Source organism: Nocardia sp. CNY236 (assembly GCF_000482385.1).
GTDB lineage: Bacteria > Actinomycetota > Actinomycetes > Mycobacteriales > Mycobacteriaceae > Nocardia.
The window spans coordinates 177,020-198,095 of sequence record NZ_AXVD01000010.1 but is presented as its reverse complement, the minus strand read 5'-3'; the positions used below and the strand labels follow the sequence as shown (position 1 = coordinate 198,095).

General features: G+C 65.4%; 22 protein-coding genes. 15 read left to right on the top strand and 7 right to left on the bottom strand.

The window, feature by feature from the left end:
* The first annotated feature begins 65 nt into the window (after positions 1-65).
* Entirely contained in the window at positions 66-779 is a 714-nt protein-coding gene (deoC, locus tag K940_RS27445) for a deoxyribose-phosphate aldolase (protein ID WP_051406988.1), read from the top strand.
* Between the two features lie 14 nt (positions 780-793).
* Here deoC and K940_RS27440 read toward each other — a convergent pair whose 3' ends face one another.
* Positions 794-1,516 (bottom strand): DUF2993 domain-containing protein, encoded by a 723-nt coding sequence (locus tag K940_RS27440; protein ID WP_051406987.1) that lies wholly within the window; start codon positions 1,514-1,516, stop codon positions 794-796.
* A 124-nt stretch (positions 1,517-1,640) separates the two neighbouring features.
* Here K940_RS27440 and K940_RS0108265 point away from each other — a divergent pair, with 124 nt between their 5' ends.
* Positions 1,641-2,225 carry a hypothetical protein gene (locus K940_RS0108265; protein WP_036527878.1) on the top strand — a complete coding sequence of 195 codons (585 nt, stop codon included), beginning with the start codon at positions 1,641-1,643 and terminating at the stop codon, positions 2,223-2,225.
* A gap of 32 nt (positions 2,226-2,257) precedes the next feature.
* Here K940_RS0108265 and K940_RS0108260 read toward each other — a convergent pair whose 3' ends face one another.
* The 3 genes from K940_RS0108260 to K940_RS0108250 form a co-directional block, all read right to left on the bottom strand.
* Positions 2,258-3,064: a hypothetical protein gene (locus K940_RS0108260; protein WP_036527875.1), complete on the bottom strand. Its 807-nt coding sequence runs from the start codon at positions 3,062-3,064 to the stop codon at positions 2,258-2,260.
* Positions 3,034-3,555, bottom strand: coding sequence for a DUF2505 domain-containing protein (locus K940_RS0108255; protein WP_028477143.1), 522 nt, complete (start codon positions 3,553-3,555; stop codon positions 3,034-3,036). Before K940_RS0108255 ends, K940_RS0108260 begins: the two co-directional genes overlap by 31 nt.
* Before the next feature lie 132 nt (positions 3,556-3,687).
* A complete protein-coding gene (locus tag K940_RS0108250) occupies positions 3,688-4,173 on the bottom strand; it encodes a DUF2505 domain-containing protein (protein WP_028477142.1) in 486 nt (161 codons plus the stop codon).
* 42 nt (positions 4,174-4,215) lie between these two features.
* Here K940_RS0108250 and K940_RS0108245 point away from each other — a divergent pair, with 42 nt between their 5' ends.
* Positions 4,216-5,292 carry a UDP-N-acetylmuramate dehydrogenase gene (locus K940_RS0108245; RefSeq protein ID WP_036527873.1) on the top strand — a complete coding sequence of 359 codons (1,077 nt, stop codon included), beginning with the start codon at positions 4,216-4,218 and terminating at the stop codon, positions 5,290-5,292.
* 8 nt (positions 5,293-5,300) lie between these two features.
* Here the strand turns inward: K940_RS0108245 and K940_RS0108240 are convergent, their stop codons facing one another.
* The gene (locus tag K940_RS0108240; RefSeq protein WP_028477140.1) at positions 5,301-6,035 is read right to left on the bottom strand and encodes an SDR family NAD(P)-dependent oxidoreductase; all 735 of its coding nucleotides are present in this window, start codon (positions 6,033-6,035) and stop codon (positions 5,301-5,303) included.
* 70 nt (positions 6,036-6,105) lie between these two features.
* Between K940_RS0108240 and K940_RS0108235 the strand changes: the two genes are divergently transcribed.
* From K940_RS0108235 to K940_RS0108225, 3 genes are all read left to right on the top strand, one after another.
* The gene (locus K940_RS0108235) at positions 6,106-6,927 is read left to right on the top strand and encodes an alpha/beta fold hydrolase (protein ID WP_028477139.1); all 822 of its coding nucleotides are present in this window, start codon (positions 6,106-6,108) and stop codon (positions 6,925-6,927) included.
* A 70-nt stretch (positions 6,928-6,997) separates the two neighbouring features.
* On the top strand, positions 6,998-8,371 hold the full coding sequence (mshA, locus tag K940_RS0108230; protein ID WP_051406986.1) for a D-inositol-3-phosphate glycosyltransferase: 1,374 nt from the start codon (positions 6,998-7,000) through the stop codon (positions 8,369-8,371).
* Complete coding sequence (locus K940_RS0108225; RefSeq protein ID WP_028477137.1) at positions 8,368-8,871, top strand: YbjN domain-containing protein; 504 nt, start codon at positions 8,368-8,370, stop codon at positions 8,869-8,871. Before mshA ends, K940_RS0108225 begins: the two co-directional genes overlap by 4 nt.
* Here the strand turns inward: K940_RS0108225 and K940_RS0108220 are convergent.
* Entirely contained in the window at positions 8,862-9,086 is a 225-nt protein-coding gene (locus K940_RS0108220; RefSeq protein WP_155980786.1) for a hypothetical protein, read from the bottom strand. The two genes, K940_RS0108225 and K940_RS0108220, sit on opposite strands and share 10 nt — an antisense overlap.
* Here K940_RS0108220 and K940_RS0108215 point away from each other — a divergent pair.
* From K940_RS0108215 to K940_RS0108200, 4 genes are all read left to right on the top strand, one after another.
* A complete protein-coding gene (locus K940_RS0108215) occupies positions 9,078-9,815 on the top strand; it encodes a phosphoglyceromutase (RefSeq protein WP_028477135.1) in 738 nt (245 codons plus the stop codon). The two genes, K940_RS0108220 and K940_RS0108215, sit on opposite strands and share 9 nt — an antisense overlap.
* 350 nt (positions 9,816-10,165) lie before the next feature.
* Positions 10,166-12,220: a CocE/NonD family hydrolase gene (locus K940_RS0108210; RefSeq protein ID WP_028477134.1), complete on the top strand. Its 2,055-nt coding sequence runs from the start codon at positions 10,166-10,168 to the stop codon at positions 12,218-12,220.
* A gap of 293 nt (positions 12,221-12,513) precedes the next feature.
* Complete coding sequence (locus K940_RS0108205; protein WP_028477133.1) at positions 12,514-13,743, top strand: cell wall metabolism sensor histidine kinase WalK; 1,230 nt, start codon at positions 12,514-12,516, stop codon at positions 13,741-13,743.
* Positions 13,740-14,429 carry a response regulator transcription factor gene (locus K940_RS0108200; RefSeq protein ID WP_028477132.1) on the top strand — a complete coding sequence of 230 codons (690 nt, stop codon included), beginning with the start codon at positions 13,740-13,742 and terminating at the stop codon, positions 14,427-14,429. The genes K940_RS0108205 and K940_RS0108200 overlap by 4 nt, the downstream gene beginning before the upstream one ends.
* On the opposite strand, the gene K940_RS27435 is transcribed toward K940_RS0108200, so the two are convergent.
* Complete coding sequence (locus K940_RS27435; RefSeq protein WP_051406985.1) at positions 14,411-15,304, bottom strand: hypothetical protein; 894 nt, start codon at positions 15,302-15,304, stop codon at positions 14,411-14,413. The two genes, K940_RS0108200 and K940_RS27435, sit on opposite strands and share 19 nt — an antisense overlap.
* 65 nt (positions 15,305-15,369) lie before the next feature.
* Here K940_RS27435 and K940_RS27430 point away from each other — a divergent pair, with 65 nt between their 5' ends.
* From K940_RS27430 to proC, 5 genes are all read left to right on the top strand, one after another.
* Positions 15,370-16,401, top strand: a complete 1,032-nt coding sequence (locus K940_RS27430; protein ID WP_081706224.1) for a Ppx/GppA phosphatase family protein — start codon at positions 15,370-15,372, stop codon at positions 16,399-16,401.
* Complete coding sequence (locus K940_RS0108185) at positions 16,398-18,152, top strand: hypothetical protein (RefSeq protein WP_028477131.1); 1,755 nt, start codon at positions 16,398-16,400, stop codon at positions 18,150-18,152. The genes K940_RS27430 and K940_RS0108185 overlap by 4 nt, the downstream gene beginning before the upstream one ends.
* 127 nt (positions 18,153-18,279) lie before the next feature.
* Positions 18,280-19,137 (top strand): sugar phosphate isomerase/epimerase, encoded by an 858-nt coding sequence (locus K940_RS0108180; protein WP_028477130.1) that lies wholly within the window; start codon positions 18,280-18,282, stop codon positions 19,135-19,137.
* 163 nt (positions 19,138-19,300) lie between these two features.
* A complete protein-coding gene (locus K940_RS0108175; protein ID WP_081706223.1) occupies positions 19,301-20,194 on the top strand; it encodes a thioesterase family protein in 894 nt (297 codons plus the stop codon).
* A gap of 26 nt (positions 20,195-20,220) precedes the next feature.
* Complete coding sequence (gene proC, locus K940_RS0108170) at positions 20,221-21,039, top strand: pyrroline-5-carboxylate reductase (protein WP_028477128.1); 819 nt, start codon at positions 20,221-20,223, stop codon at positions 21,037-21,039.
* The last annotated feature ends 37 nt before the right edge of the window (positions 21,040-21,076 follow it).

Sequence of the window (21,076 nt, the reverse complement as noted above, 5' to 3'; positions counted from 1 at the left end):
AGTGTGCGCGAAGCGGTGGAGCCATGCAAAGGGATTCGACGCTGGGTATGCCAGACTGTCGGCTCATGGCACAATCCGCGTCGCTGACCAGGGCCGAAGTGGCCGCCATGATCGACCACACGCTGCTGGCTCCGGATGCGACCGACGCGGCAGTCGCCGCGGCGATCGCCGACGCGCAGGCGCTGGGAGTTCTCGCTGTCTGCGTGTCGCCCTCGATGCTGCCGGTGCGCGCGTCCGGGCTCGTCGTCGCCACCGTCGCGGGTTTTCCTTCCGGGAAACATCATTCGTTGGTCAAGGGCGCAGAAGCGCGGTTGGCAATCGATCAGGGCGCGAGCGAGGTCGACATGGTGATCGACATCGGCGCCGCACGCGCCGGCGACTACGCGGCGGTGCTGGCCGACGTCGTCACGGTGCGCGAGGCCATCGGTGATCGTGCGCTGCTCAAGGTGATCATCGAATCGGCCGCGCTCTCCGACGAGCAAATCGTGCAGGTGTGCCAAGTTGCCGAACGTGCCGGCGCGGAGTTCGTGAAGACCTCCACCGGTTTCCACCCCGCCGGCGGCGCAACCGCACATGCAGTGCGCGTGATGGCGGAAACGGTCGGCGGCCGGCTCGGTATCAAGGCCAGCGGCGGCATCCGGACCGCCGAGGCCGCAGCCGAGATGATCGCCGCGGGTGCGACCAGATTGGGACTGTCGAGGTCGCGCGAGGTGCTCGAGGGCTTTCCGGCTCGAGCACGGGTCTCCGAGGGAGATTCGGGTAGCGCATCGAATACATAACAGTCGCCCACGGTTCAGCATTGCATGCCCGAGCTGCCATCCGCGGGCTCGAGCTGAGTGCGACCGCCGGCGAGCTCGACCGCGATACCGGAATCGGTGACTTCCACGTGTGTCGCTGCCAATCCGAGTGGGTAGCTCTGCAGTTTTTCCGTAAAGGTGTCGAGGATGCTCTGGACCAGGTCGGAGGGAATGCCGATACCGAACAGTTGCGCGGATGTCGTCTCCATCTGCACTGTTCCGTCCTGAATTTGCGGCTTCAATTCGAGTTGACCGAAGCCACCGAGCACGGTCAGCGTGAGCACGCCGGAGCTCGGCGAAGAACTCACTCGGCTGACCATTCCGCCAAGGGTCTGTTGAATGCCCTCGTTGCTCCAGGTGACATCGGCCGAGGAGCTGCCGATCACGCCGCCGTTCTGGTCGGCGACATCGACATCGTGCAAGACGGCGTGCACGGACATTCCGACCGCGCGGCCGAAATTGGCGTCGTCGGCGTCGACTCGTACCGACGACAGTTTGCCGTCCATCCAGGTGACGAGCATCGGCTTGGCGCCGAAACTCACATCGACCTCCGATCCCATCTCCTTCTCGAATTGGGTACTGATGCAGCTGGCGACCGCGTGCCTGGCGTACAGCTCGCCACCGATCAGGACCGTGGCGAGCAAGACCACGACCACCGACAGCGCGATCAACAGGGTGCGCCGGGTGATCCTCGAGGCGGACAGAGCGTTGGTACTCATGGCGGCGATTCTTCCCGACCTTTCTGTGCCATTTCTGAGGCAAGATTGAGGGGTTGGAAATGTGATATAGACCACTGCGGTTGAGCGTAGCCTGATCCGCATGGCCGGCGATGGGGCGAGCCACATGACCAGATCTGCAGAACAAGGATGGCGTGTCCTGCGGGGTTGGGCCGGTCGGCACGCCGGCTTCTTCACCATTCGGCAGGCAACGCGCACCGGGTGCGCGGCACGGGTGCGTGCCGGTCTCGACGACGGCTCGGTGATCAGGGTCGGGGCGGGGGTCCTGCGTTTGTCCGAGTGGCCCGAGCACCCACTCGACGAATACGCGATGTGGGCAGCCTGGTTCGACGGCGGTGTGGCGGTGTCCCACCACAGTGCCGCGGAACTCCACGGGCTGGGCACACTGCGCCCGCGGTACATGCATCTGTCGGTCCGTGTGGGTCGCGCGCCCACGACGCCCAGGGTGGTGGTGCTGCGCCGGACGCTGACCGAGGGAGATGTGCAATCAGCGGGGTCGTTCCTGGTGACGACGCCGGTGCGTACCGTGCTCGACCTGGCCGAGACCGGTATCGGGCAAACCGCTTTGAACGAGGTGGTGGCGGATGCGGTCGCTATTCACAGGTGTGCGGTCGCCGAGATCGTCGATGCCGGCGCCGCATTGTCGCCGCGCGCCGCGAACAGGATGTATCGGGCGGTGACGATGGCATAGCGGGGACGCACAGGGAGCGGCGCGTCGGGTGTTCAGGCCGAACCGAGTGGAGCCACTGCCGACCATGGCACCGACAGCACATTGTCGCGGAGGCGACGGCGGTAGTGGCGGACCGGGAAACCGTCGTCGCGCAGCAATTGCACCGCCGCGCGCCAGCGGACCCGGGGACCGAAAGGGGCCGATGTGGCGGCCCGGGCCCAGGCGTGGTCGGCGGCGGTGAGCATGGTGTGGATCGGCTCGCCAGGAACGTTGCGGTGGATGAGTGCCTTCGGTAAACGTTCGGCCAGATCCGACGGTCTATCGACGGTGAACGGATCCCATGCCAAGGTGAGCGACCGGGGGCCATCCTGGTCGAGCAGAACCCATGCGCATCGTCTCCCCAGCTCGTCGCATGTGCCCTCGATCAGCAGTCCATTGGGCGCGAGCCTGGATCGGACGGTCGACCACGCTTCGGTGACCGCTGTCTCGGGATACTGGCGCAACACGTTGAACGCGCGTACCAAGACCGGGCGCAGACCGGCCAATTCGAATCCGCCGCGGGTGAAGGCCACGCCGTCCTGATCGGCCGCTACACGTTCGGGGTCGATCTCCAGTCCGACCACCGACACGTCGGCGCGCACGGTGCGCAGTCGCGCAGCCAATTCGAGCGTGGTCCACGGATTCGCGCCGTACCCGAGGTCCACCACCAGTGGGTTCGACGCAGCGCGCAGGCGCGTGGTGACGACTTCGTCGTTGATCAGCCAGCGGTCGCTACGGCGTAGCCGGTTGACGCCAGTGGTGCCGCGGGTGATGGTGCCGACCGGTTTGGTCAGCGGGTAGGGTGATGATCTTCCAGCCATTGGGTTGTGAACTCGGCTTCGGCGCGCAACAGGTCGACGAGATTCACCAGCATCAGCTGTTCCAGCCGGGGACCGACCATGGGGATGAATACCTTCGCCTCCGAAGAGTAGCGCAAGGTGCAGCCGGTTTCGGTGGGGAACAATCGCATGGTGCCGCGCAGGGTTCCCGGACCGGCGGGAATGGACGCCGAGTATTTCCCGGTGATCTCTTCCGGCTCGTAGGCGCCGTAGTTCTCCTTGCGCGTGATCACCATGTCCTTGCGCATGACCGTTTGCGCGATTTCCGGAAGCATGTCGCGGGGTAGAACGTGGTTCAGTTCGATATCGATTCCGCCATCTCCCGCGTCCAGCCGGGCCACGTCGTGGCTGGGGGAGTACTTCCGCATTTCGGCCATTCGCGCGTGCCAGTAGTCGGGGTCCGACAGCACCGCGTACAGCTCTTTCGTCGTGTGTAACGGGTAGCGGGCGGAATAGTCCAGTCGGCGTGCCATGGGGACACAGGTTACTGGTTGCGCGGCGCGCACCCCGGCGGGCGGGTGATACCCGCGGGCGCGTCGCTCGCGGTGTGCGCTCGGCGCCGCCGCAGCGCCGGGCCGGTCGGGCTCGGTGGGCGCCGGCGCGGCTCAGCGGGCTGCGAGCCAGTCGGCCGTGAACTCGGCTTCGCGCTTCAGCAACTCGGTGAGGTGCTCGGCGATGGCCTTCTCGATCTTGCCGCCGAACAGCGGAACTTTCACCTCGATGGTGCCATCGGCGGTGACGGTGGCGGACGTGGCGTCGCCCGCCAGTGTGAGGGTGCCGCGAACTTCGGCGGGCGCGCCTTCGACCCGCGCTTGGAAGGCGCCCGTGTTTGCGTCCCACTGCTCGACTCGCGAAATGACCAGGTCGCCGGGGCGCACCGCGGTAATGGCGGCGGGTAGCTGTTCAGCGGGGATGGCTTGCACCAGTTCGACGCGCAGCCGGTCACCGTCGCTCGTGATCGATTCCAGCCGCGCATCGGGACCCCCGACCGCCGCGACGCGATCCTTCCAGTACCTGTCGTCTGCGAACGCTGAGAGCACAGCGGCGTGGGGGTGGGAATAGTGGGCCGTGTACGCCAGCGGTGTCGCCATGACCGGACACGCTACCGTCTGGTCGTGCGAAGTTCACGAGCGATGCTGTGGGACCTGCTCGCCGACACCGGTGCGCAGCTGCGCACCGACGTACAGCTGGCGGAGTTGACCACCTTACGAGTGGGTGGGCCTGCCGCGGTAGCAGAATGCACGACGACCGAATCGGTGGTCGCGACGGTGGGCGCCCTGGATGCGGCCGGTGTGCCGACACTGCTGGTGGCCGGCGGGTCCAACCTCCTCGTCGGGGACGACGGCTTCGACGGCGTGGTCGTTCGGATAGCTACGACCGGTGTCGACATCGGTACCGATGGAGTGATCGCCGAGGCTGGAGCGAATTGGGATGCGGTGGTCGGCTCGACGGTCGCCGCGGGCTTCGGTGGGCTGGAGTGTTTGTCGGGCATTCCGGGTTCGGCGGGTGCGACTCCGGTGCAGAATGTCGGAGCCTACGGCGCCGAGGTGGCCGGTCTGTTGCGCCGAATTCGTTTGCTCGACCGGGGTAGTGGCGAAATCCGTTGGGTGAGGCCCGACGAACTCGGGTTCGGCTATCGCACCAGCGTGCTCAAGCACCGAAGCGAGTCGGTGGTCCTCGCTGTCGACTTCTCGTTGCGTGCCGACGGTTCCAGCATTCCGCTGCGTTTCGGTGAACTCGCCGCCGAGGTGGGTGCCACGGCTGGTCGATCCCAGCCCGCGGCCCAGGTCAGAGACGCGGTGCTGCGGTTGCGTGCGGGTAAGGGCATGGTGCTGGATCCGGCCGACCACGACACCTGGAGCGCCGGCTCGTTCTTCACCAATCCGGTGATTTCGCCGGAACAGGCGCGTCACCTACAGCAAGCGGTCGCTGCCGAGATGGGTGAGATCACCATGCCGACCTGGCAGGCGCCCAACGGTGTGAAGCTTTCGGCCGGCTGGTTGATCGAGCACGCTGGATTCGTCAAAGGGTTTCCGGGCAGCGCGGCGCCTGCTCGACTGTCGACGAAACACGCACTGGCGGTGACGAATCGTGGTGGGGCCCGGGCGGCCGATCTGGTGGCATTGGCCAGGACGGTGCGCGACGGGGTTGCCGAGCGCTTCGGGATTCGGCTGGAGTTGGAGCCGGTTACCGTCGGCGTCGCGGTCTGATCGCCACGTCAGCCGCGCCGCGCGAATCGACCTGCGTCCGCCTGGTCGCGTGGCTTGACGACGATCTGATCCAGATTGACATGTTTCGGGCGCGATGCCACGAATCCGATGACGTCGGCGATGTCTTCGGCGACCAGCGGGTCGATGCCTGCGTAAACTTTCGCCGCGCGCTCGGCGTCACCATCGAAACGCACCAGCGAGAACTCGGTTTCCACTGCGCCGGGCGCGATTTCGGTCAGCCGCACGGGTTTTCCCAGCAGCTCACCGCGCAGGGTGCGGTGGAGCACGCCCTGTGCATGTTTGGCGGAGGTATAGCCGGCGCCGTAGTCGTAGGGGGTGAGTGCCGCGATCGACGTGACCGTGACGATCAACCCGTCACCGGAAGCGATCAGTTCGGGCAGCAAAGTCTTCGTGACGCGTAGGGTGCCGAGCACGTTGGTCTCCCACATCCAGCGCCAGTCGTCCACATCGGTGTCGGCCACTGCAGCCAGGCCCTTTGCGCCTCCTGCGTTGTTGACCAGCACGTCCACCCCGTCGATCGCGTCGGCGAACGACTGCACCGACTCGGCTGAGGTGACGTCGAGCTCCACTGCGGTACCACCGATCTCGTCGGCGAGGCGGTGCAACCGGTCGAGCCGGCGTGCACCGACGTAGACGTGGTAGCCCATTTCGGCCAGCTTGCGGGCGGTGGCCGCACCGATGCCCGAGCTGGCCCCGGTGACGACGGCGCTACGAGTGCTCATGGCCTCATCGTAGGTGTGCCGTCGGTCGGGTCCGGCAACCGTGGTCGGGATGATGGTTAGCCTGAAAGGCGTGGCTGTTCGGGACGTGTCGAGCGCGGATGGAACGACCATCGTCTACCGGGTGAGTGGCCCCGCCGATGCCCGTCCACTCCTGCTGGTGCACGGGTGGTCGGCGAACCTGTGCTGCTGGGGTCGCGCGGCCGACGATCTCGCGGCACGCCACCGGGTGATCGCCGTCGACCTGCGTGGCCACGGCTACTCGGGCACGCCGACCACGGGTTACGACGACCCCGGGAATTGGGCCGCCGATATCGCGGCGGTATTGACCGCCGAGAAGATCACCTCGGGTGCGGTGCTGCTCGGATGGTCCTATGGCGGGGTGGTGCTATCGGACTACCTCACCGTGCACGGCGCCGATGCGGTCGCCGGCGTCGTGTACGTCGGCGCGATGGCGAACATCGGTCCGGACGTGCCCGGTGCGACCACCGGGAGCCTGATGCAGGAGGCGATCCCCGGGGTGTTCGAGCACAGCGCCGGTCGGGCGGTGCGCGCCTTCGCCGCGTTCGGTAATGCCAATACCGGACCCGGCGCAGACAAGGGGGCCGATGCCCAGCGGTTGTTCGGGACCAGCCTCGCCACCGCGCCTGAAGTGCGCAAGGCGCTGTTCTACCGGACGGTGGACAATACCGCGACGTTGCGTGCGTTGGATGTTCCGGTGCTGGTGATGCACGGCACCGCCGATCGGGTCGTTCCGGTGGACAACGGCCGGTACATCGTCGATGCCGCGCCGAATGCACGCGGGTCCTTCTGGGAAGGCGCTCAGCACGGTTTGTTCATCGAGGACCGCCCGCGGTTCGTCGCCGAGGTGGAGACCTTCGCCGATAATCTGTGACTTATATCACTACCACAATGTGATAGGTCTCACTCGGTGCAACCAGGATGTCCGAGGCGGGCAACCCACCATGCACTATGAAGGTGTGAGTCAGCGCCTGGGCCGATGGCCGAACCGTATCGCGGTGCTTTCAGTGCACACCTCACCACTAGCCCAGCCAGGGGTCGGGGATGCGGGCGGGATGAACGTCTACATCCTGCAAACGGCCGTCGAACTGGCTCGACGCGGCATCGACGTGGAAATCTTCACCCGGGCGACCAGCTGGAATGCACCGCCGGTCGAGCAAGCGGCGCCCGGCGTCCTGGTGCGCAATGTGGTGGCCGGTCCCTTCGAAGGACTCGACAAGCACGACCTACCCACCCAGCTGTGCGCTTTCACCGCGGAATTGCTGCGCCACGAGGCCGGGCGAGTGCCGGGCTACTACGATGTCGTCCATTCGCACTACTGGCTGTCGGGGCAGGTCGGCTGGCTGGTCAAGGACCGCTGGCGCGCGCCGCTGGTGCACACCGCCCATACGCTGGCGGCGGTGAAGAATGCCGCCCTGGCCGAAGGGGACTCTCCCGAGCCGGCGACCCGGGAGATCGGCGAGAAGCAGGTGATCACCGAGGCGGATCGGCTGGTCGCCAATACCGCAGAAGAAGCCCGTCAGTTGGTCGGTTTCTACGGTGCCGACTCCGAACGGATCGACATCGCGCCTCCCGGCGCGGACCTGGCACATTACCGCCCCGGTGACCGGGATGCCGCGCGTAGGGCACTCGGATTGGCTGCCGGTGAGCAGATCGTCGCGTTCGTCGGCCGGATTCAACCGCTGAAGGCGCCCGACGTGCTGGTACGGGCCGCGGCCGAGGTACTGGGCGCCGATCCGCGGCGAAACCTGCGTGTGTTGATCGTCGGGGGACAGTCCGGCAGCGGGCTCGAAGGGCCGCGTGCGCTGCTCGAGCTCGCCAGCGAGCTGGGTATTGCCGATCGGGTCAGCTTTCTGCCGCCACAACCCCCGGAGCAATTGGTCCTGATCTACCGCGCCGCGGATCTGGTGGCGGTACCGAGCTACAACGAATCCTTCGGACTGGTCGCGCTCGAAGCGCAGGCCAGCGGCACTCCAGTGCTGGCCGCCGACGTCGGCGGCCTCGGCACAGCGGTGCGGCACGAGGCCTCCGGCGTCCTGGTTCGGGGGCACCGGACCCAGCACTGGGCCGATGCGTTGCGCCATCTACTCGACGACCCGGACCGGTTGCTCCGGATGGGCGCGCGTGCCGTCGAACATGCCGGGAACTTCTCCTGGGCGCACACCGCCGACGGATTGCTCGCCAGCTACGCCGCGGCGCTGGCCGGCCGTGCCGAGGCTGGCGCACCGTCCAGCGAGCGGATCGCCGCACTTCTCGGCGAGAGCAGCCAGGCCCGATCACAGGCGCTGTGGCGCCGTCGAACCGGAGCGCGCCGATGAATCGGGTACCAGCGATGGCGCAGGTCGTCGAGGACACGCTGCGCGACCGGGAGATCGACTACACGCGTTCCGGTGAAGCGACCTTCATCGTCGTGCTTCCTGGTGAGCGCAAGCTCAGGACCACCGTGATGCTGACGGTGGGCACACACGGCGTTCGGGTCGAGTCGTTCGTCTGTCGCAAGCCGGACGAGAACTTCGAAGGTGTCTACAAATACCTGTTGCGGCGTAACCGTCGGCTCTACGGTGTCGCCTACACTTTGGACCGGGTCGGCGATATCTATCTCGTCGGCCGCATGGCCGCGCACGCGGTGACCGCAGACGAGTTGGATCGGGTGTTCGGCCAGATTCTCGAGGCCGTCGACGCCGACTTCAATGTCCTGCTGGAGCTCGGCTTCGCCGAATCCATTCGGCGGGAATGGAAATGGCGTGTCGCACGCGGTGAGTCGCTGCAGAATTTGCGTGCGTTCGAACATCTGGTGGATTTCGGCGATCAGTCCTGACCGATTCGGTCGCCGGTCCGCTGTGCGTGGCCGGGATCGAACAGGGAGGCGAGGGGGTAGCTCTCGCTGTGGATATCGGGGCGCCGACGTTCGGCGTCCGGGGTGGTGGGGTCCGGGTTGCGCGGTGAACGCGGTGGTTCGGGTCGGCGTGCCGTACGCGGGGGAACCAACGCGACCCGGCCGAACACCCGTGGGAAGATTGCAGCATGACCCACACCCTTGTGCTCCTGCGCCACGGCGAAAGCGAATGGAACGCCCTGAACTTGTTCACCGGCTGGGTGGACGTGCGCCTGACCGACAAGGGCATTGCCGAAGGGAAGCGCGCCGGCGAGTTGCTGGCCGAGCATGGCATCTTGCCGGACGTTGCCTACACCTCGTTGTTGCGTCGCGCGATCTCCACGGCGAACATTGCACTGGATACAGCCGACCGGCACTGGATTCCGGTGGTTCGCGATTGGCGACTCAACGAGCGCCACTACGGCGAACTGCAGGGTAAGAACAAGGGGCAGATTCGGGACAAGTACGGCGACGAGCAGTTCATGCTGTGGCGCCGCAGCTACGACACCCCACCGCCACCGATCGCGGCGGACAGTGAATACAGCCAAGAAGGCGATACACGGTATTCGGGCATCGATGTCCCGTCCACCGAATGCTTGCTCGATGTCGTAAACCGTATGATTCCGTACTGGGAATCCATTATCTCCAAAGATCTATTGTCCGGCCGGACCGTGCTGGTTGCTGCCCATGGCAATTCACTGCGCGCATTGGTCAAGCACCTCGATCGGATCTCCGACCACGACATCGCAAATCTGAACATCCCGACCGGCATTCCGCTGCGCTATGAACTCGACGAGGACCTCCGCCCGGTGCGTCCGCACGAATATCTGGACCCGGACGCCGCGGCCGAGGGCGCTGCCGCCGTTGCCGGCCAGGGTGGCAAATAGCCTTTCCGGCAACCGAACTCGACACAACGCGCTGTCACCCATCTGGGTGACAGCGCGTTGTCGTTTCGACCTGTTCAGCGCGTCACACGGCGTGTTGCACGACACGCCGCGTGTGCGTGCGCAATTTGGCGATTTCGAGGTCTGTGGTCTGGGAAGTGAGCCATCATTCGGGCACTAGTGCAGGCCATGATCGGCATGGCCGGCCAATCGTGAGGGTGGGGGTCGAGCGATGCGGGATCGGCGCCAGTGAACGGTATACCAAGCCGCAGTTGATGTTACCCGGTATTCAAACCAACGGGTAGGTATGTAAAATCTGGTCGTTCGACCAGCTGAGAGGTGGATCACGTCCAATGAAGCACGCGTTGCGAGCCGTGGTGGCGGTAGTTGCCTCTGCACTGCTCGTTCCCTTTCTCGCGAGCGGCGCCGTTGCCGCGCCGCCCACCGGCCCGGATGGCGGGGCCGCAGGAGCAGCCTGGGAGGCAACCCATGATGCTCCCCAGGCGTATCCGAGAATTCATATCCAGTGGGATGTCCCCATCACCATGAGTGACGGCACCGTACTGAAGGCCAACGTCTATCGGCCGGCGGATGCCTCCGGCCGGCCGGCCCACACCCCGACGCCGACCATCGTCAACCTGACGCCCTATACCAAGCTGTTGGCGAACCTGATCGATCACTCGCAGTCCATTCCAGGATTGTCCGACGCGCTGATCCAGTTCTTCCGGCAGACCGATCTGACTGGCACCCCGTTCTCCGGCATCACCGATCTGACCAAGTCGTTCGGCGGTGGTCACCTGCGCAATTTCACCGTCGATCGCCAGCTGGTCAAGAGCGGCTACACGCAGTTGGTCATCGATGTGCGCGGCACCGGCTTTTCTCAGGGGATCTGGGATATCTTGGGCGCCCGCGAACAGCAGGACACCATCGAGGTGATCGAGTGGGCGGCGCGGCAGCCGTGGTCCAACGGACGCATCGGCATGAGTGGGGTCTCCTATTCCGGGATCAACCAGGTCCAGGCAGCAGAGAAGCGTCCGCCGGCATTGCAGGCGATCTTCCCGATCGTGCCGGGCAGCGATCTGGTCAACGACGTGCTCGCACCCGGTGGCGCGCTGGGTACCGGCTTCATTCCGCTGTGGCTGACCGCGGTCAACGGGCTCGGGCTGATTCCCGACGTGGCCTCGATCCTGTCCGGGCAGTTCGACACAACGTGGCTGGCCGATCGCCAACGCGATCCCTTCACGTTCATGGATGTGCTGTTCAATGCCATGACCACGGAAAACATCGAGGACGTCGACCCTCGGGCTCGGGACCTGCTGTCCGGGGACTCCGAAACGCGCCGTGACTGGATGGGTGATCCCAGTCGGATTCGAATACCGACCTTCGTCGTGGGCGGATGGCACGACCTGTTCTCGTACTCTCAGCCGATCATCTACAACGAGATCCCCGTGCCGCCAGGCCAGAAGCAGTTGCTGATGGGTAATACCTATCACATCAACTCGGGTAACGAGTACGGCCAGCCGGGGTTGCCGCCCCGGTTGGACGTGTTGCAGCGCGCATGGTTCGACAAGTGGCTCAAGGACATCGACAACGGGATCGATCGATTCGGTCCGGTCACCTTGCGCCAACAGGGTGGTGGTTGGATCACCACCGATTCGTTCGCCGAGCCGGCGGCCGAGGTGGACACTCAACAGACGGTGCACCGCAGAATGTACCTGTCCGCCGTGCCCAGCGGCACCGCGAACAGCGTCTATGACGGTTCGCTCAGCGCCGACCCCACCGGCGAGACGGCGCGCTTGACCGTCGCGCCCGGCTTGACCGGACTGTGCTCCAACGACGCCGCGCAGAACACCGCCGGAGTGTTGTCGGTCCTCGATGTCTGCGCGAAGGATTCCAGAATTCAGGAGTTGAATGCGCTGACGTTCACCAGCGTCCCGGTGGTCGAACCGACCACGATCTCGGGGCAGGTCGCTGTGCGGCTCAATACCGTCCAGGACGCGGCCGATGGCTATTGGGTGGTCACGGTGAACGATGTCGCACCCGACGGCCGGTCCAGCGTGTTGTCCTCGGGACAGATCCTGGCTTCGATGCGGGCCATCGACGAAGCGAACAGCACCCGATCGGCCAGCGGCGACTACACCAACCCGCGTCCGTTCACCTCGCTGGAGCATCGGCAGCCGACAATTCCTGGGGTGCCGACCACGCTGGACATCGCATTGCCGGCCACCGAAGCGATCCTGCAGCCAGGTCATCGTCTGCGCGTGGATGTCTATGCGGGGAACTTCCCCAAAGGGTTGCCGATTCTTCCGATGCTCATCGATACCGGGCTGCGGCCAGAGCACTTGCAGTTGGATCCTGCGCAGCCGAGCTTCGTCAATATTCCGGTCCGCGGCAACCCTGGTTGGTAGACCCGCGAGCATTCCGGGCGCCGCGGGTTCTCGCGTGCTGGGAAGCACTCGTCTCGGCCACTGCCGAGTTGGCTCCACTGCCGAGTTGGCTCCACTGCCGAATAGGCTGGGGCCGAGTCGAGTCCGCCGATGTCCGCCAGCACCGCAAGCCGGACGATCGGTACTGGTAGGGCAATGCGCGATGTCGAACACAACGTAAACCCCCGCCCAACACCACGGAAAGGGGGTGTGACCTGCGCGAAACTTCGTGTACCCGGAGTTGGTCGCCCGGTTGACGACCGTACGATTCAAGTGTGAGTGTTGCGCAGGCCGTGTTGTTCGCCGTTCTTGCGGCCGCCATCGGTCTGGCAGTGGGGGGACTGCTGATTCCCTATGTGAATGCTCGGCAGGCTGCCCGTCGGCAGGCCGAGTCCGGACTCACGACGTCACAGGTCCTCGATCTGATCGTGCTCGCTTCCGAGAGTGGCATCGCCGTCGTCGACGAGCATCGGGACGTCGTGTTGGTGAATCCTCGCGCGGAGGAACTCGGGTTGGTCCGCGACCGATTGCTCGACGAGCGAGCGTGGGCAGCTGTGGAAAAGGCGTTGGCCAGCGGCGAGTCCACCGAGTTCGACCTCACCGCCAAGCACCCCGTCCCTGGTCGCGGTCGGATCGCGGTGCGCGGCGTTGCACGGCAACTGTCGCGCGACGAGACCTCCTTGACCGTCCTGTTCGCCGACGACGACTCCGAGCAGGCTCGGATGGAGGCCACCCGCCGTGATTTCGTCGCCAACGTCAGTCACGAGCTCAAGACTCCCGTCGGCGCCATGAGTCTGTTGGCCGAGGCCCTGCTGGAATCGGCCGAGGACCCGGTGGCCGTACGTCATTTCGGTGAGCGCGTGCTGGGCGAATCGCGCCGGCTCGGGAAGATGGTGACCGAACTGATCGCGCTCTCACGTCTCCAGGGCGCGGAAAAGCTACCCGAACTCGAGGTGGTGGACGTGGATACCGTGGTCACTCAGGCCGTCGACCGCTCCGATACCGCAGCCGAGGCCGCAGGGATCACCGTCAGCACCGACAGACCGAGTGGACTCGAGGTGCTCGGTGACGAAACCCTGCTGGTCACTGCGTTGTCCAATCTGGTGGAGAACGCGATTGCCTACTCGCCGCCCGGTTCACATGTCTCGGTGAGTCGATCGCTGCGCGGCGACAACGTCGCGATGGCCGTGACCGACCGCGGCATCGGCATCGCCAAAGAAGACCAACAACGGGTGTTCGAACGATTCTTTCGGTCCGACAAGGCGCGCTCACGCGCCACCGGCGGCACCGGCCTGGGTCTGGCCATTGCCAAACACGTAGCCGCCAATCACAACGGAGAGATCACCCTGTGGAGCAAGTTGGGCACGGGATCGACTTTCACATTGCGAATACCTGCTCATTACGAAGCGAACTCCGATGACGACAGCGCTGTGATGAGTTCGAATGAAACAAGCCCGCGTCCCGTGGTACCGGGCCGATCGAATGGTGTGGAGGCACGCAGATGACGAGTGTTCTGATCGTCGAAGATGAGGAGTCGCTGGCCGATCCGCTCGCGTTCTTGCTGCGCAAGGAGGGATTCGAGGTGACCGTGGTCGGCGACGGCCCCTCGGCGCTCGCAGAATTCGACCGATCCGGCGCAGACATAGTCCTGCTCGACCTCATGCTGCCCGGTATGAGCGGCACGGACGTGTGTAAACAATTGCGTAGCCGCAGCGGCGTCCCTGTGATCATGGTCACGGCACGCGATAGCGAGATCGACAAAGTGGTGGGCCTCGAACTCGGCGCCGACGACTATGTCACCAAGCCGTATTCCGCGCGCGAACTCATCGCGCGCATCCGTGCGGTGTTGCGCCGTGGCGCAAGTGAAGAATTGGAGGGAGTCGGCGACACTGGCGTGCTGGAAGCCGGTCCGGTGCGCATGGATGTCGATCGACACACCGTGCTGGTGAACGGCACCGCGGTGACGTTGCCGCTCAAAGAATTCGATCTCCTCGAGTACCTGCTGCGCAATTCCGGGCGCGTGCTCACTCGGGGCCAGTTGATCGACCGCGTATGGGGCGCCGACTACGTGGGCGACACCAAGACCCTGGACGTACATGTCAAACGGCTGCGCTCGAAGATCGAAACCGATCCGGCGAAACCGGAGCATTTGGTCACCGTGCGCGGCCTCGGTTACAAACTGGAATCCTGACCGTCGGCAGGTGCGATCGTCTGGTCGCGCATTCGGTCGGCGTGCACGGTGGCCGGGTGGATGGCGATCAGGCCGAGTCCTTCCCGGCGCGTGCAGTGCCGCGCCAGCTCGTCGTAGGCCGGCGCGCCGAGCAACTCGGTCAGCTCGGCTGCATACGATCGCCATACCGGCCGCTGTCCAGTGTGCGCGTCGGGGGAGCCGGAACAGTACCAATCCAGATCGGCCCCGCCCGGCCCCCACCCGCGGCGGTCGTATTCGCCGATCACAGTGCGCAGGATCTGGACACCATCAGGGCGGTCCACCCACTCCTGCGTGCGCCGGATCGGCAGTTGCCAGCACACGTCCGGTTTCACTTCCAGTGGTTCGATTCCGCGGCGCAAGGCCATGGTGTGCAGCGCGCAACCGACACCGCCGGTGAAGCCTGGGCGGTTGAGGAAGATGCACGCGCCGTCTACCCGACGGGTCCGTAGCGCTGGTTCGTCGTCCAGTTCGTCGCGTTCCAGATAACCCTTCTTGGTGATCTTGCCCTGCGCGTTCGTGGCCTCGGGCATCAGCTGCCAATCCTGTGGCGTGAGCATTTTCACAGCTCGGCGTAGTCGCTTGCGGTCGTCGTCGTCGGAGAGGAACGCACCATGCGTACAGCATCCGTCGTTCGGCCGGTAGGCCAAGATGCCTTGACAGGCCGGTGTGCCGAATACGCACGTCCATTTCGACAACAGCCACGTGAGATCCGCGACAATCAGATGCTCATCGTTCGCTGGGTCGATGAATTCGATCCATTCACGAGGAAAGTCGGAATCGACCTCGGGGGCCGGAGCGATCTTTCCCGCTGGTGCCGGCCGGGTCGAGCCGCTTGTGGATGCGCCTACCGTCACAGTAGAGGACGCTAACAGTTCGGTCGCCTGGGCTGAAGTTCCGCCGTACCCAGTACCGTGTTGATGTGCGGCTCGGGGTACTCGATGTTGGAAGCAATACGGTCCACCTGCTTGTGGTGGATGCGCATCGTGGTGGTCACCCGCTACCGATGAGCTCGACGAAGGCCGCACTGCGACTAGCGGAGAACATCGATGATGCCGGTCGGATCACCGATGTCGGTGCCCAGCGGTTGATCGACACCGTCGCCGAGTTCGCCAGCATTGCGGAGACGTCGCGTTGCGTGGAACTGATGCCTTTCGCCACCTCGGCACTGCGAGAAGCGGCCAATTCCGACGAGGTTCTCGCCCGGGTGCGCGCCGCGACCGGCGTCGATCTGCGCGTGCTGTCCGGCGTCGACGAGGCGCGACTGACTTTTCTCGCGGTACGCCGGTGGTACGGCTGGAGCGCAGGACGCATCCTGAATCTGGATATCGGCGGTGGTTCGTTGGAAATGAGCAACGGCGGTGACGAAGAACCCGACGTTGCACTGTCACTGCAGGTGGGCGCGGGTCGCCTGACCAGGGAGTGGCTGCGTGAGGATCCGCCTGGCAAGCGTCGTGTCGCCGTACTGCGCGACTGGCTCGACGCCGAACTGGTGGTTCCAGCGAAGACGCTGCTCGAGCCGGGTAGGCCCGATCTCGCTGTCGGCACATCGAAGACATTTCGGTCACTCGCACGGTTGACCGGGGCTGCTCCGTCGGCGGCGGGGCTTCGGGTTCGTCGGACACTCACCAGTTCGGGTCTGCGCCAACTGATTGCGTTCATCTCGCGGATGACGGCCTCCGACCGTGCAGAATTGGAAGGCGTGAGTTCCGATCGGTCACGGCAATTGGTGGCTGGAGCATTGGTCGCGGAGGCGAGTATGCGGGCGCTGTCGCTGGATACCTTGGAGATTTGCCCTTGGGCGCTGCGTGAGGGGCTCATCCTGCGCAAACTGGATACCGATATGGATGGTGGACCCGAGGCACCCTGCTCTGTGGGACCGGCGACCGGAGACGGCACGCGGACCGGCGGTAGCACGCGGTTGCCCGGCTCGATCGGAGCAGTGTCGTCATGAGCGAGGATTCCAAGCAGCTGTCGGTTGCCGAACTGTTGGCTCGCAATGGCCAGCAGGGTGCGACTCCCTCTGGCGGTGGCAGGCGCCGCCGCAATGGCCGGAGTGTCTCGGTTGCAGAGCTGACCGGCGAGTTGCCAGTCGTTCGGGAGGGCGCCAGCCATTCGGCACATGCCGCGCCCGACTCCGAGACAGACGAGCCCGCGCAGGCTCCGGCGGTGGCCGACGCACCGGCCGTGGAGCCGGTGTCTGTCGCGTCGACACCCGGTATGGCATCCACGTCGTCGAACTCGGCCGTCCGGAGTTGGGAGCTGCCCACCCCTGGGCCAGCCGCCGCGCCCGAATCGCTGGCTGCGGATACTTCGATGGCCGATGCGTCGTTCCCTGGCCCGGTCGCAACGGACGCGTCGCCCAGCGACGCGCCGCCCGCTCGGTCCGGGCGTAGACGTCGACGTAGGCGGCCGGAGGAAGAAGTCGTCGCGGTAGGGGACGAGAGCAAACCATCCGACCACAGTGCTGTGGCAGATTTCGCGAGCGCCGATTCGAGCGACGGCCGGGTGGACACAGAGGAGCCCGGTTCCGCAGGGCCGGAGCGAGGTCGATTACACGGGCTCGCCGAACATTACGGAGTCCGCGGTGGCCGTGCCGCACGCCGCCGAGCGGCGGAGGCGGCAGAAGCACGGGAGGCGGCAGAAGCACCGGAAACAGCGGATTCGGTAACGGATCTGGGCCCGCCCACTGCGGCATGGTTGACGCCGCCCGCCGATTCCGACTCCGTTTCGCACCCGCTGCCCGACTCTGCGCCATCCGAGCCCGACCCGAGATCACCGGTCTCCGCTGCTGCTCAGCCGGAGGTTCGTCGCAGACCGTCCAGGCGCAGTGGTATGGGCGGGGACGGTCTGCCTCCATGGTCCGCGCGACGGCATCGGATGCCGGCTCCGCGGGACACTGCGCGTGAATCCGCCGATATGCCGACCGCGGCGTGGTCGTTGGCCAGTCAGGATCAGCAGCTCGTCTCCGGCCAGACGGTCGCCGGCGATCTGTTGCGTGGCAGTGTCGAGCGCGCCGAGCAGGACGACATGGATCGGCACGGGAGCACGGACGCCGGGAGTTCCGCGGACATGGGACGTTCCGAGGTCGCGGCATCCGAGGGTGTCACAGACGTCTACCAACCGATCGACGTGGCCGAGAAGGACAGCGATACCGGTATCGAGCGTCGCTCTCCGGACTCGGTGTCGCGTCCGATGCGTTCGGTGCATCAGGAGTCCAGACCGCACAGGGAGACCGGGATACGGGGCAAGGGGATTCGGGGCAAGGCCGGGATTCGGGGTAAGACCGGGATCCGAGGCAAGGCGGGGATTCCGGGCAAGGCGGGGATTCCGGGCAAGGCGAGGATTCGGGGCAAGGCGGGGACACAAAGCGAGACGCGGGCACCGAACAAGACCAGGACGCAGGGCAAAAAGACGACACTGCGAGCCGCGCCATCCGCTGGCAACCGGCGCCAATGGATGATCCTGGGAGGTCAGAGCGCTGGTGCGGCCGTCGCGGGAATAGTGTTGTTCAAAGGTTTCGAGCGTATGTGGGAAGTGCTTCCCTGGATGGCGCTGGTGCTGGCAATGATCGTGATTCTCGGCATGGTGGGTCTGGTGCGAGTTCTGCGGCGCACCGACGACATACTGAGCACCGTGATCGCGGTCGTCGTGGGCACTTTCGTGACGCTGGGGCCGCTGGCCTTTCTGCTCAGCACGAACTGAGTAGGGAGTGATCGTGGGAGATATCGAACGAGCTGGTCGGACCGAAGTGCGGCATGAGTCCGATCCGGCCGTGCCCTCGGCAGCCGTCTCTGCAGGTCGGACAGGTGGTACACCTCGGCACAAACCCATTGCCGTCGGTCTGTCGACCGCGTCGGTGTATCCGCAGAACACCGAGGCAGCGTTCCGCTACGCGGCTGAACTCGGCTATGACGGTATCGAGTTGATGGTCTGGGCCGAACCGGCGAGTCAGAGCATCGCGACCGTGCAGGGGTACTCGCGTACCTATGATGTCCCGGTGCTCGCGGTGCACGCACCGTGCCTACTGATCTCCCAGCGTGTGTGGGGCTCGGATCCGATCGCCAAGCTCGCGCGCAGCGTGCGCACTGCGGAGGCGGTCGGTGCACATACAGTGGTCGTCCACCCACCGTTTCGGTGGCAGCGCCAGTACGCGGCCGGGTTCTCCGACCAGGTGGTCGAGCTCGAGGAGTCCAGTCCAGTGATCGTCGCGGTGGAGAACATGTTCCCCATGCGGGCGGACACGCTGTTCGGCCGAGGCGACGGCGCGGTCAAACGTCTGGCACGACGCGGCCCGGGTCCTGCGCTCACTGCCTTCTCACCCTCTTACGATCCGACACTCACCGGTTTCCGCCACTACACCCTCGATCTGTCGCATACCGCGACTGCGGGCACCGACCCGCTGGCGATGGCGTCTCGTATGGGTTCCGGTCTGGTCCACCTGCACTTGGCCGACGGCCGCGGCGCCGCGCACGATGAACATCTCGTTCCGGGCGAGGGCACCCAGCCATGCGCAGACGTGTGCGCGAGTTTGGTCCGTAGTGGCTTTTCCGGTCAGGCGGTTGCGGAGATCAATACACAGAATGCACGCACGACCCAGGAGCGCGCGGCGATGTTGAAGCGTACACTGGTCTTCGCGCGCAAGCACTTGGATACGTCCTCGGCCCGTACGCCCGTGATCACGCAATAGCATGCGGGCGATCACCCCGCTGTGATGACTGTCGCATTTCCACCACCGGGAAATTCAGCGCGCATCCCCCCTGGTTCTACGCTGTACGAACAGCTCGTTGCGGCAGGCGACACGTGGCGCAGCGATGTCATCGCAACGTGCCCGTAGAGGATCAGGAGTAAGGATGACGACGGAACTGACAGCCGATATCGGCACAGTGGCCGCGAATGACGCGCCTTTCAGTCGGGTGTGTGCGCTGACTCCGTTGCCGGCGTCCGCTCCGGATTCCGGCCGCTACCTGGGCACCATCGACGGAATCTGGACCATTGGCACCAAGCTGCACGGCGGCACGATGGTCGCGGCAAGCGCGGCGGCGGCGACGAACTGGCTGCGGTCCTCTGAAGCCGCCCCGACCGGTATGGCTCCGATCGCCGCGAGTTCGGACTTCCTCGGTGCTCCGGATCCTGGTGAGGTCGAATACGAGGTGCGCGTGCGCAAGAGGGGTCGCCAGATCTGTCTCGCCGATGTCGACCTCGTCCAGGGCGGGAGGGTCATGGTTCGCACCGCTCTCACCTTCGGCCGGCTCGACGATGCCGATCCGATTCATATTTCGCACGACGTCGACATGCCGGTGCAGCCATCCGAGGATGCATTCAGCTATGAACCGGGCACCCCGATGGGTGAGGTGGTGCACGTGGGTCAGGGCGCCGAGGCCTATCTCGACAGTGAATGGGCTCGCTTCGCGCGTGGCGAGACCGGTGAACCCCGCCTGCGGATGTGGATACGTCCACGCGCGGCCGACGCGCAGGACCCCGATGTCGCCATGTTCTTTGCGATGATGAGCGCCGACATGAGCCCGCCGGTACCGATGAACCTCGGTCGTGTGGGGTGGGCGCCCACCGTGCAGCTGACGACATATCTGCGGCGTCGGCCGGCGCCGGGTTGGCTACGCATCATCGCCTCGGCGCACGAGGTGGGCGAGCGAATCTTCGACGAGGATCAGACGGTGATCGATTCCACCGGGGCGGTCGTCGCGCAGAGTCGGCAATTGGCCTTCGTTCCCCAACGTTGGGAGTGATCACGTCCCGTCTAGCCTTGAGGCCCATGACGAGAATTGCGGTAATCGGTGGTGGGCGAATCGGGGAGGCGTTGACCGCCGGGTTGCTGGAGTCCGGACGGATGACCAAAGACTTGGTCGTCGTGGAGACCCATCGAGAACGTGCCGATGTGATCGCCGGTCGTTTCGGTATTCGGGTCACCGACGACGTGGCCGATGGAGTGGTCGGTGCCGATCTGCTGGTGGTCGCGGTGAAGCCGCGCGATGTGGACAGTGTGTTGACTGCGCTGAGCAAGGCCGAACTCAGTGGCGACCGCGACCAGATACTCGTCTCGCTGGCGGCCGGGACGACGACAGCTCGACTGGAGGGCAAGTTGCCTGCGGGATTTCCTGTCGTGCGCGTGATGCCGAATACGCCAATGCTGGTGGGGCAAGGTATGAGCGTGATCGCGCCGGGCCGTTACGCGCGGGCAGAACATCTGGACCTGGTGACCGACGTGCTTGCCGCAGTCGGCAAGGTGGTCACCGTTGCGGAGAACCAGATGGATGCGGTCACAGCGGTATCCGGGTCCGGGCCCGCCTATTTCTTCCTGGTCGTCGAGGCCATGGTGGAGGCAGGCGTCGGCCTCGGTCTCGCCCGGGACGTCGCTACCGAACTCGTGGTGCAGACCATGATCGGCTCTGCCGCGCTGCTGGACAGTTCGGACCAGACGGCCGCGGAACTTCGTGTCGCGGTCACCTCGCCTGCAGGCACGACCGCGGCTGCGATGCGTGAGCTGGAGCGCGGTGGACTGCGTTCGATGTTCCTGGAAGGAATGCACGCGGCCAAGCGGCGCTCGGCTGAACAGGGCTCGTCGGTGGAGTGACCGTTTCGTTTCCGATTGGCCGAGCCTGATTTCTCAC

What these genes read in the sequence shown, in the direction of transcription:
- K940_RS0108255 (WP_028477143.1), bottom strand. Translation starts at nt 3,555, where the DNA reads ATGGCACGCCGACTGGACTATTCCGCCCGCTACCCGTTACACACGACG.
- K940_RS0108240 (WP_028477140.1), bottom strand. Translation starts at nt 6,035, where the DNA reads ATGAGCACTCGTAGCGCCGTCGTCACCGGGGCCAGCTCGGGCATCGGT.
- deoC (WP_051406988.1), top strand. Translation starts at nt 66, where the DNA reads ATGGCACAATCCGCGTCGCTGACCAGGGCCGAAGTGGCCGCCATGATC.
- K940_RS27440 (WP_051406987.1), bottom strand. Translation starts at nt 1,516, where the DNA reads ATGAGTACCAACGCTCTGTCCGCCTCGAGGATCACCCGGCGCACCCTG.
- K940_RS0108265 (WP_036527878.1), top strand. Translation starts at nt 1,641, where the DNA reads ATGACCAGATCTGCAGAACAAGGATGGCGTGTCCTGCGGGGTTGGGCC.
- K940_RS0108210 (WP_028477134.1), top strand. Translation starts at nt 10,166, where the DNA reads ATGAAGCACGCGTTGCGAGCCGTGGTGGCGGTAGTTGCCTCTGCACTG.
- K940_RS0108200 (WP_028477132.1), top strand. Translation starts at nt 13,740, where the DNA reads ATGACGAGTGTTCTGATCGTCGAAGATGAGGAGTCGCTGGCCGATCCG.
- mshA (WP_051406986.1), top strand. Translation starts at nt 6,998, where the DNA reads ATGCACTATGAAGGTGTGAGTCAGCGCCTGGGCCGATGGCCGAACCGT.
- K940_RS0108250 (WP_028477142.1), bottom strand. Translation starts at nt 4,173, where the DNA reads ATGGCGACACCGCTGGCGTACACGGCCCACTATTCCCACCCCCACGCC.
- K940_RS0108225 (WP_028477137.1), top strand. Translation starts at nt 8,368, where the DNA reads ATGAATCGGGTACCAGCGATGGCGCAGGTCGTCGAGGACACGCTGCGC.
- K940_RS0108215 (WP_028477135.1), top strand. Translation starts at nt 9,078, where the DNA reads ATGACCCACACCCTTGTGCTCCTGCGCCACGGCGAAAGCGAATGGAAC.
- proC (WP_028477128.1), top strand. Translation starts at nt 20,221, where the DNA reads ATGACGAGAATTGCGGTAATCGGTGGTGGGCGAATCGGGGAGGCGTTG.
- K940_RS0108245 (WP_036527873.1), top strand. Translation starts at nt 4,216, where the DNA reads ATGCTGTGGGACCTGCTCGCCGACACCGGTGCGCAGCTGCGCACCGAC.
- K940_RS0108260 (WP_036527875.1), bottom strand. Translation starts at nt 3,064, where the DNA reads ATGGCTGGAAGATCATCACCCTACCCGCTGACCAAACCGGTCGGCACC.
- K940_RS0108185 (WP_028477131.1), top strand. Translation starts at nt 16,398, where the DNA reads ATGAGCGAGGATTCCAAGCAGCTGTCGGTTGCCGAACTGTTGGCTCGC.
- K940_RS0108175 (WP_081706223.1), top strand. Translation starts at nt 19,301, where the DNA reads ATGACGACGGAACTGACAGCCGATATCGGCACAGTGGCCGCGAATGAC.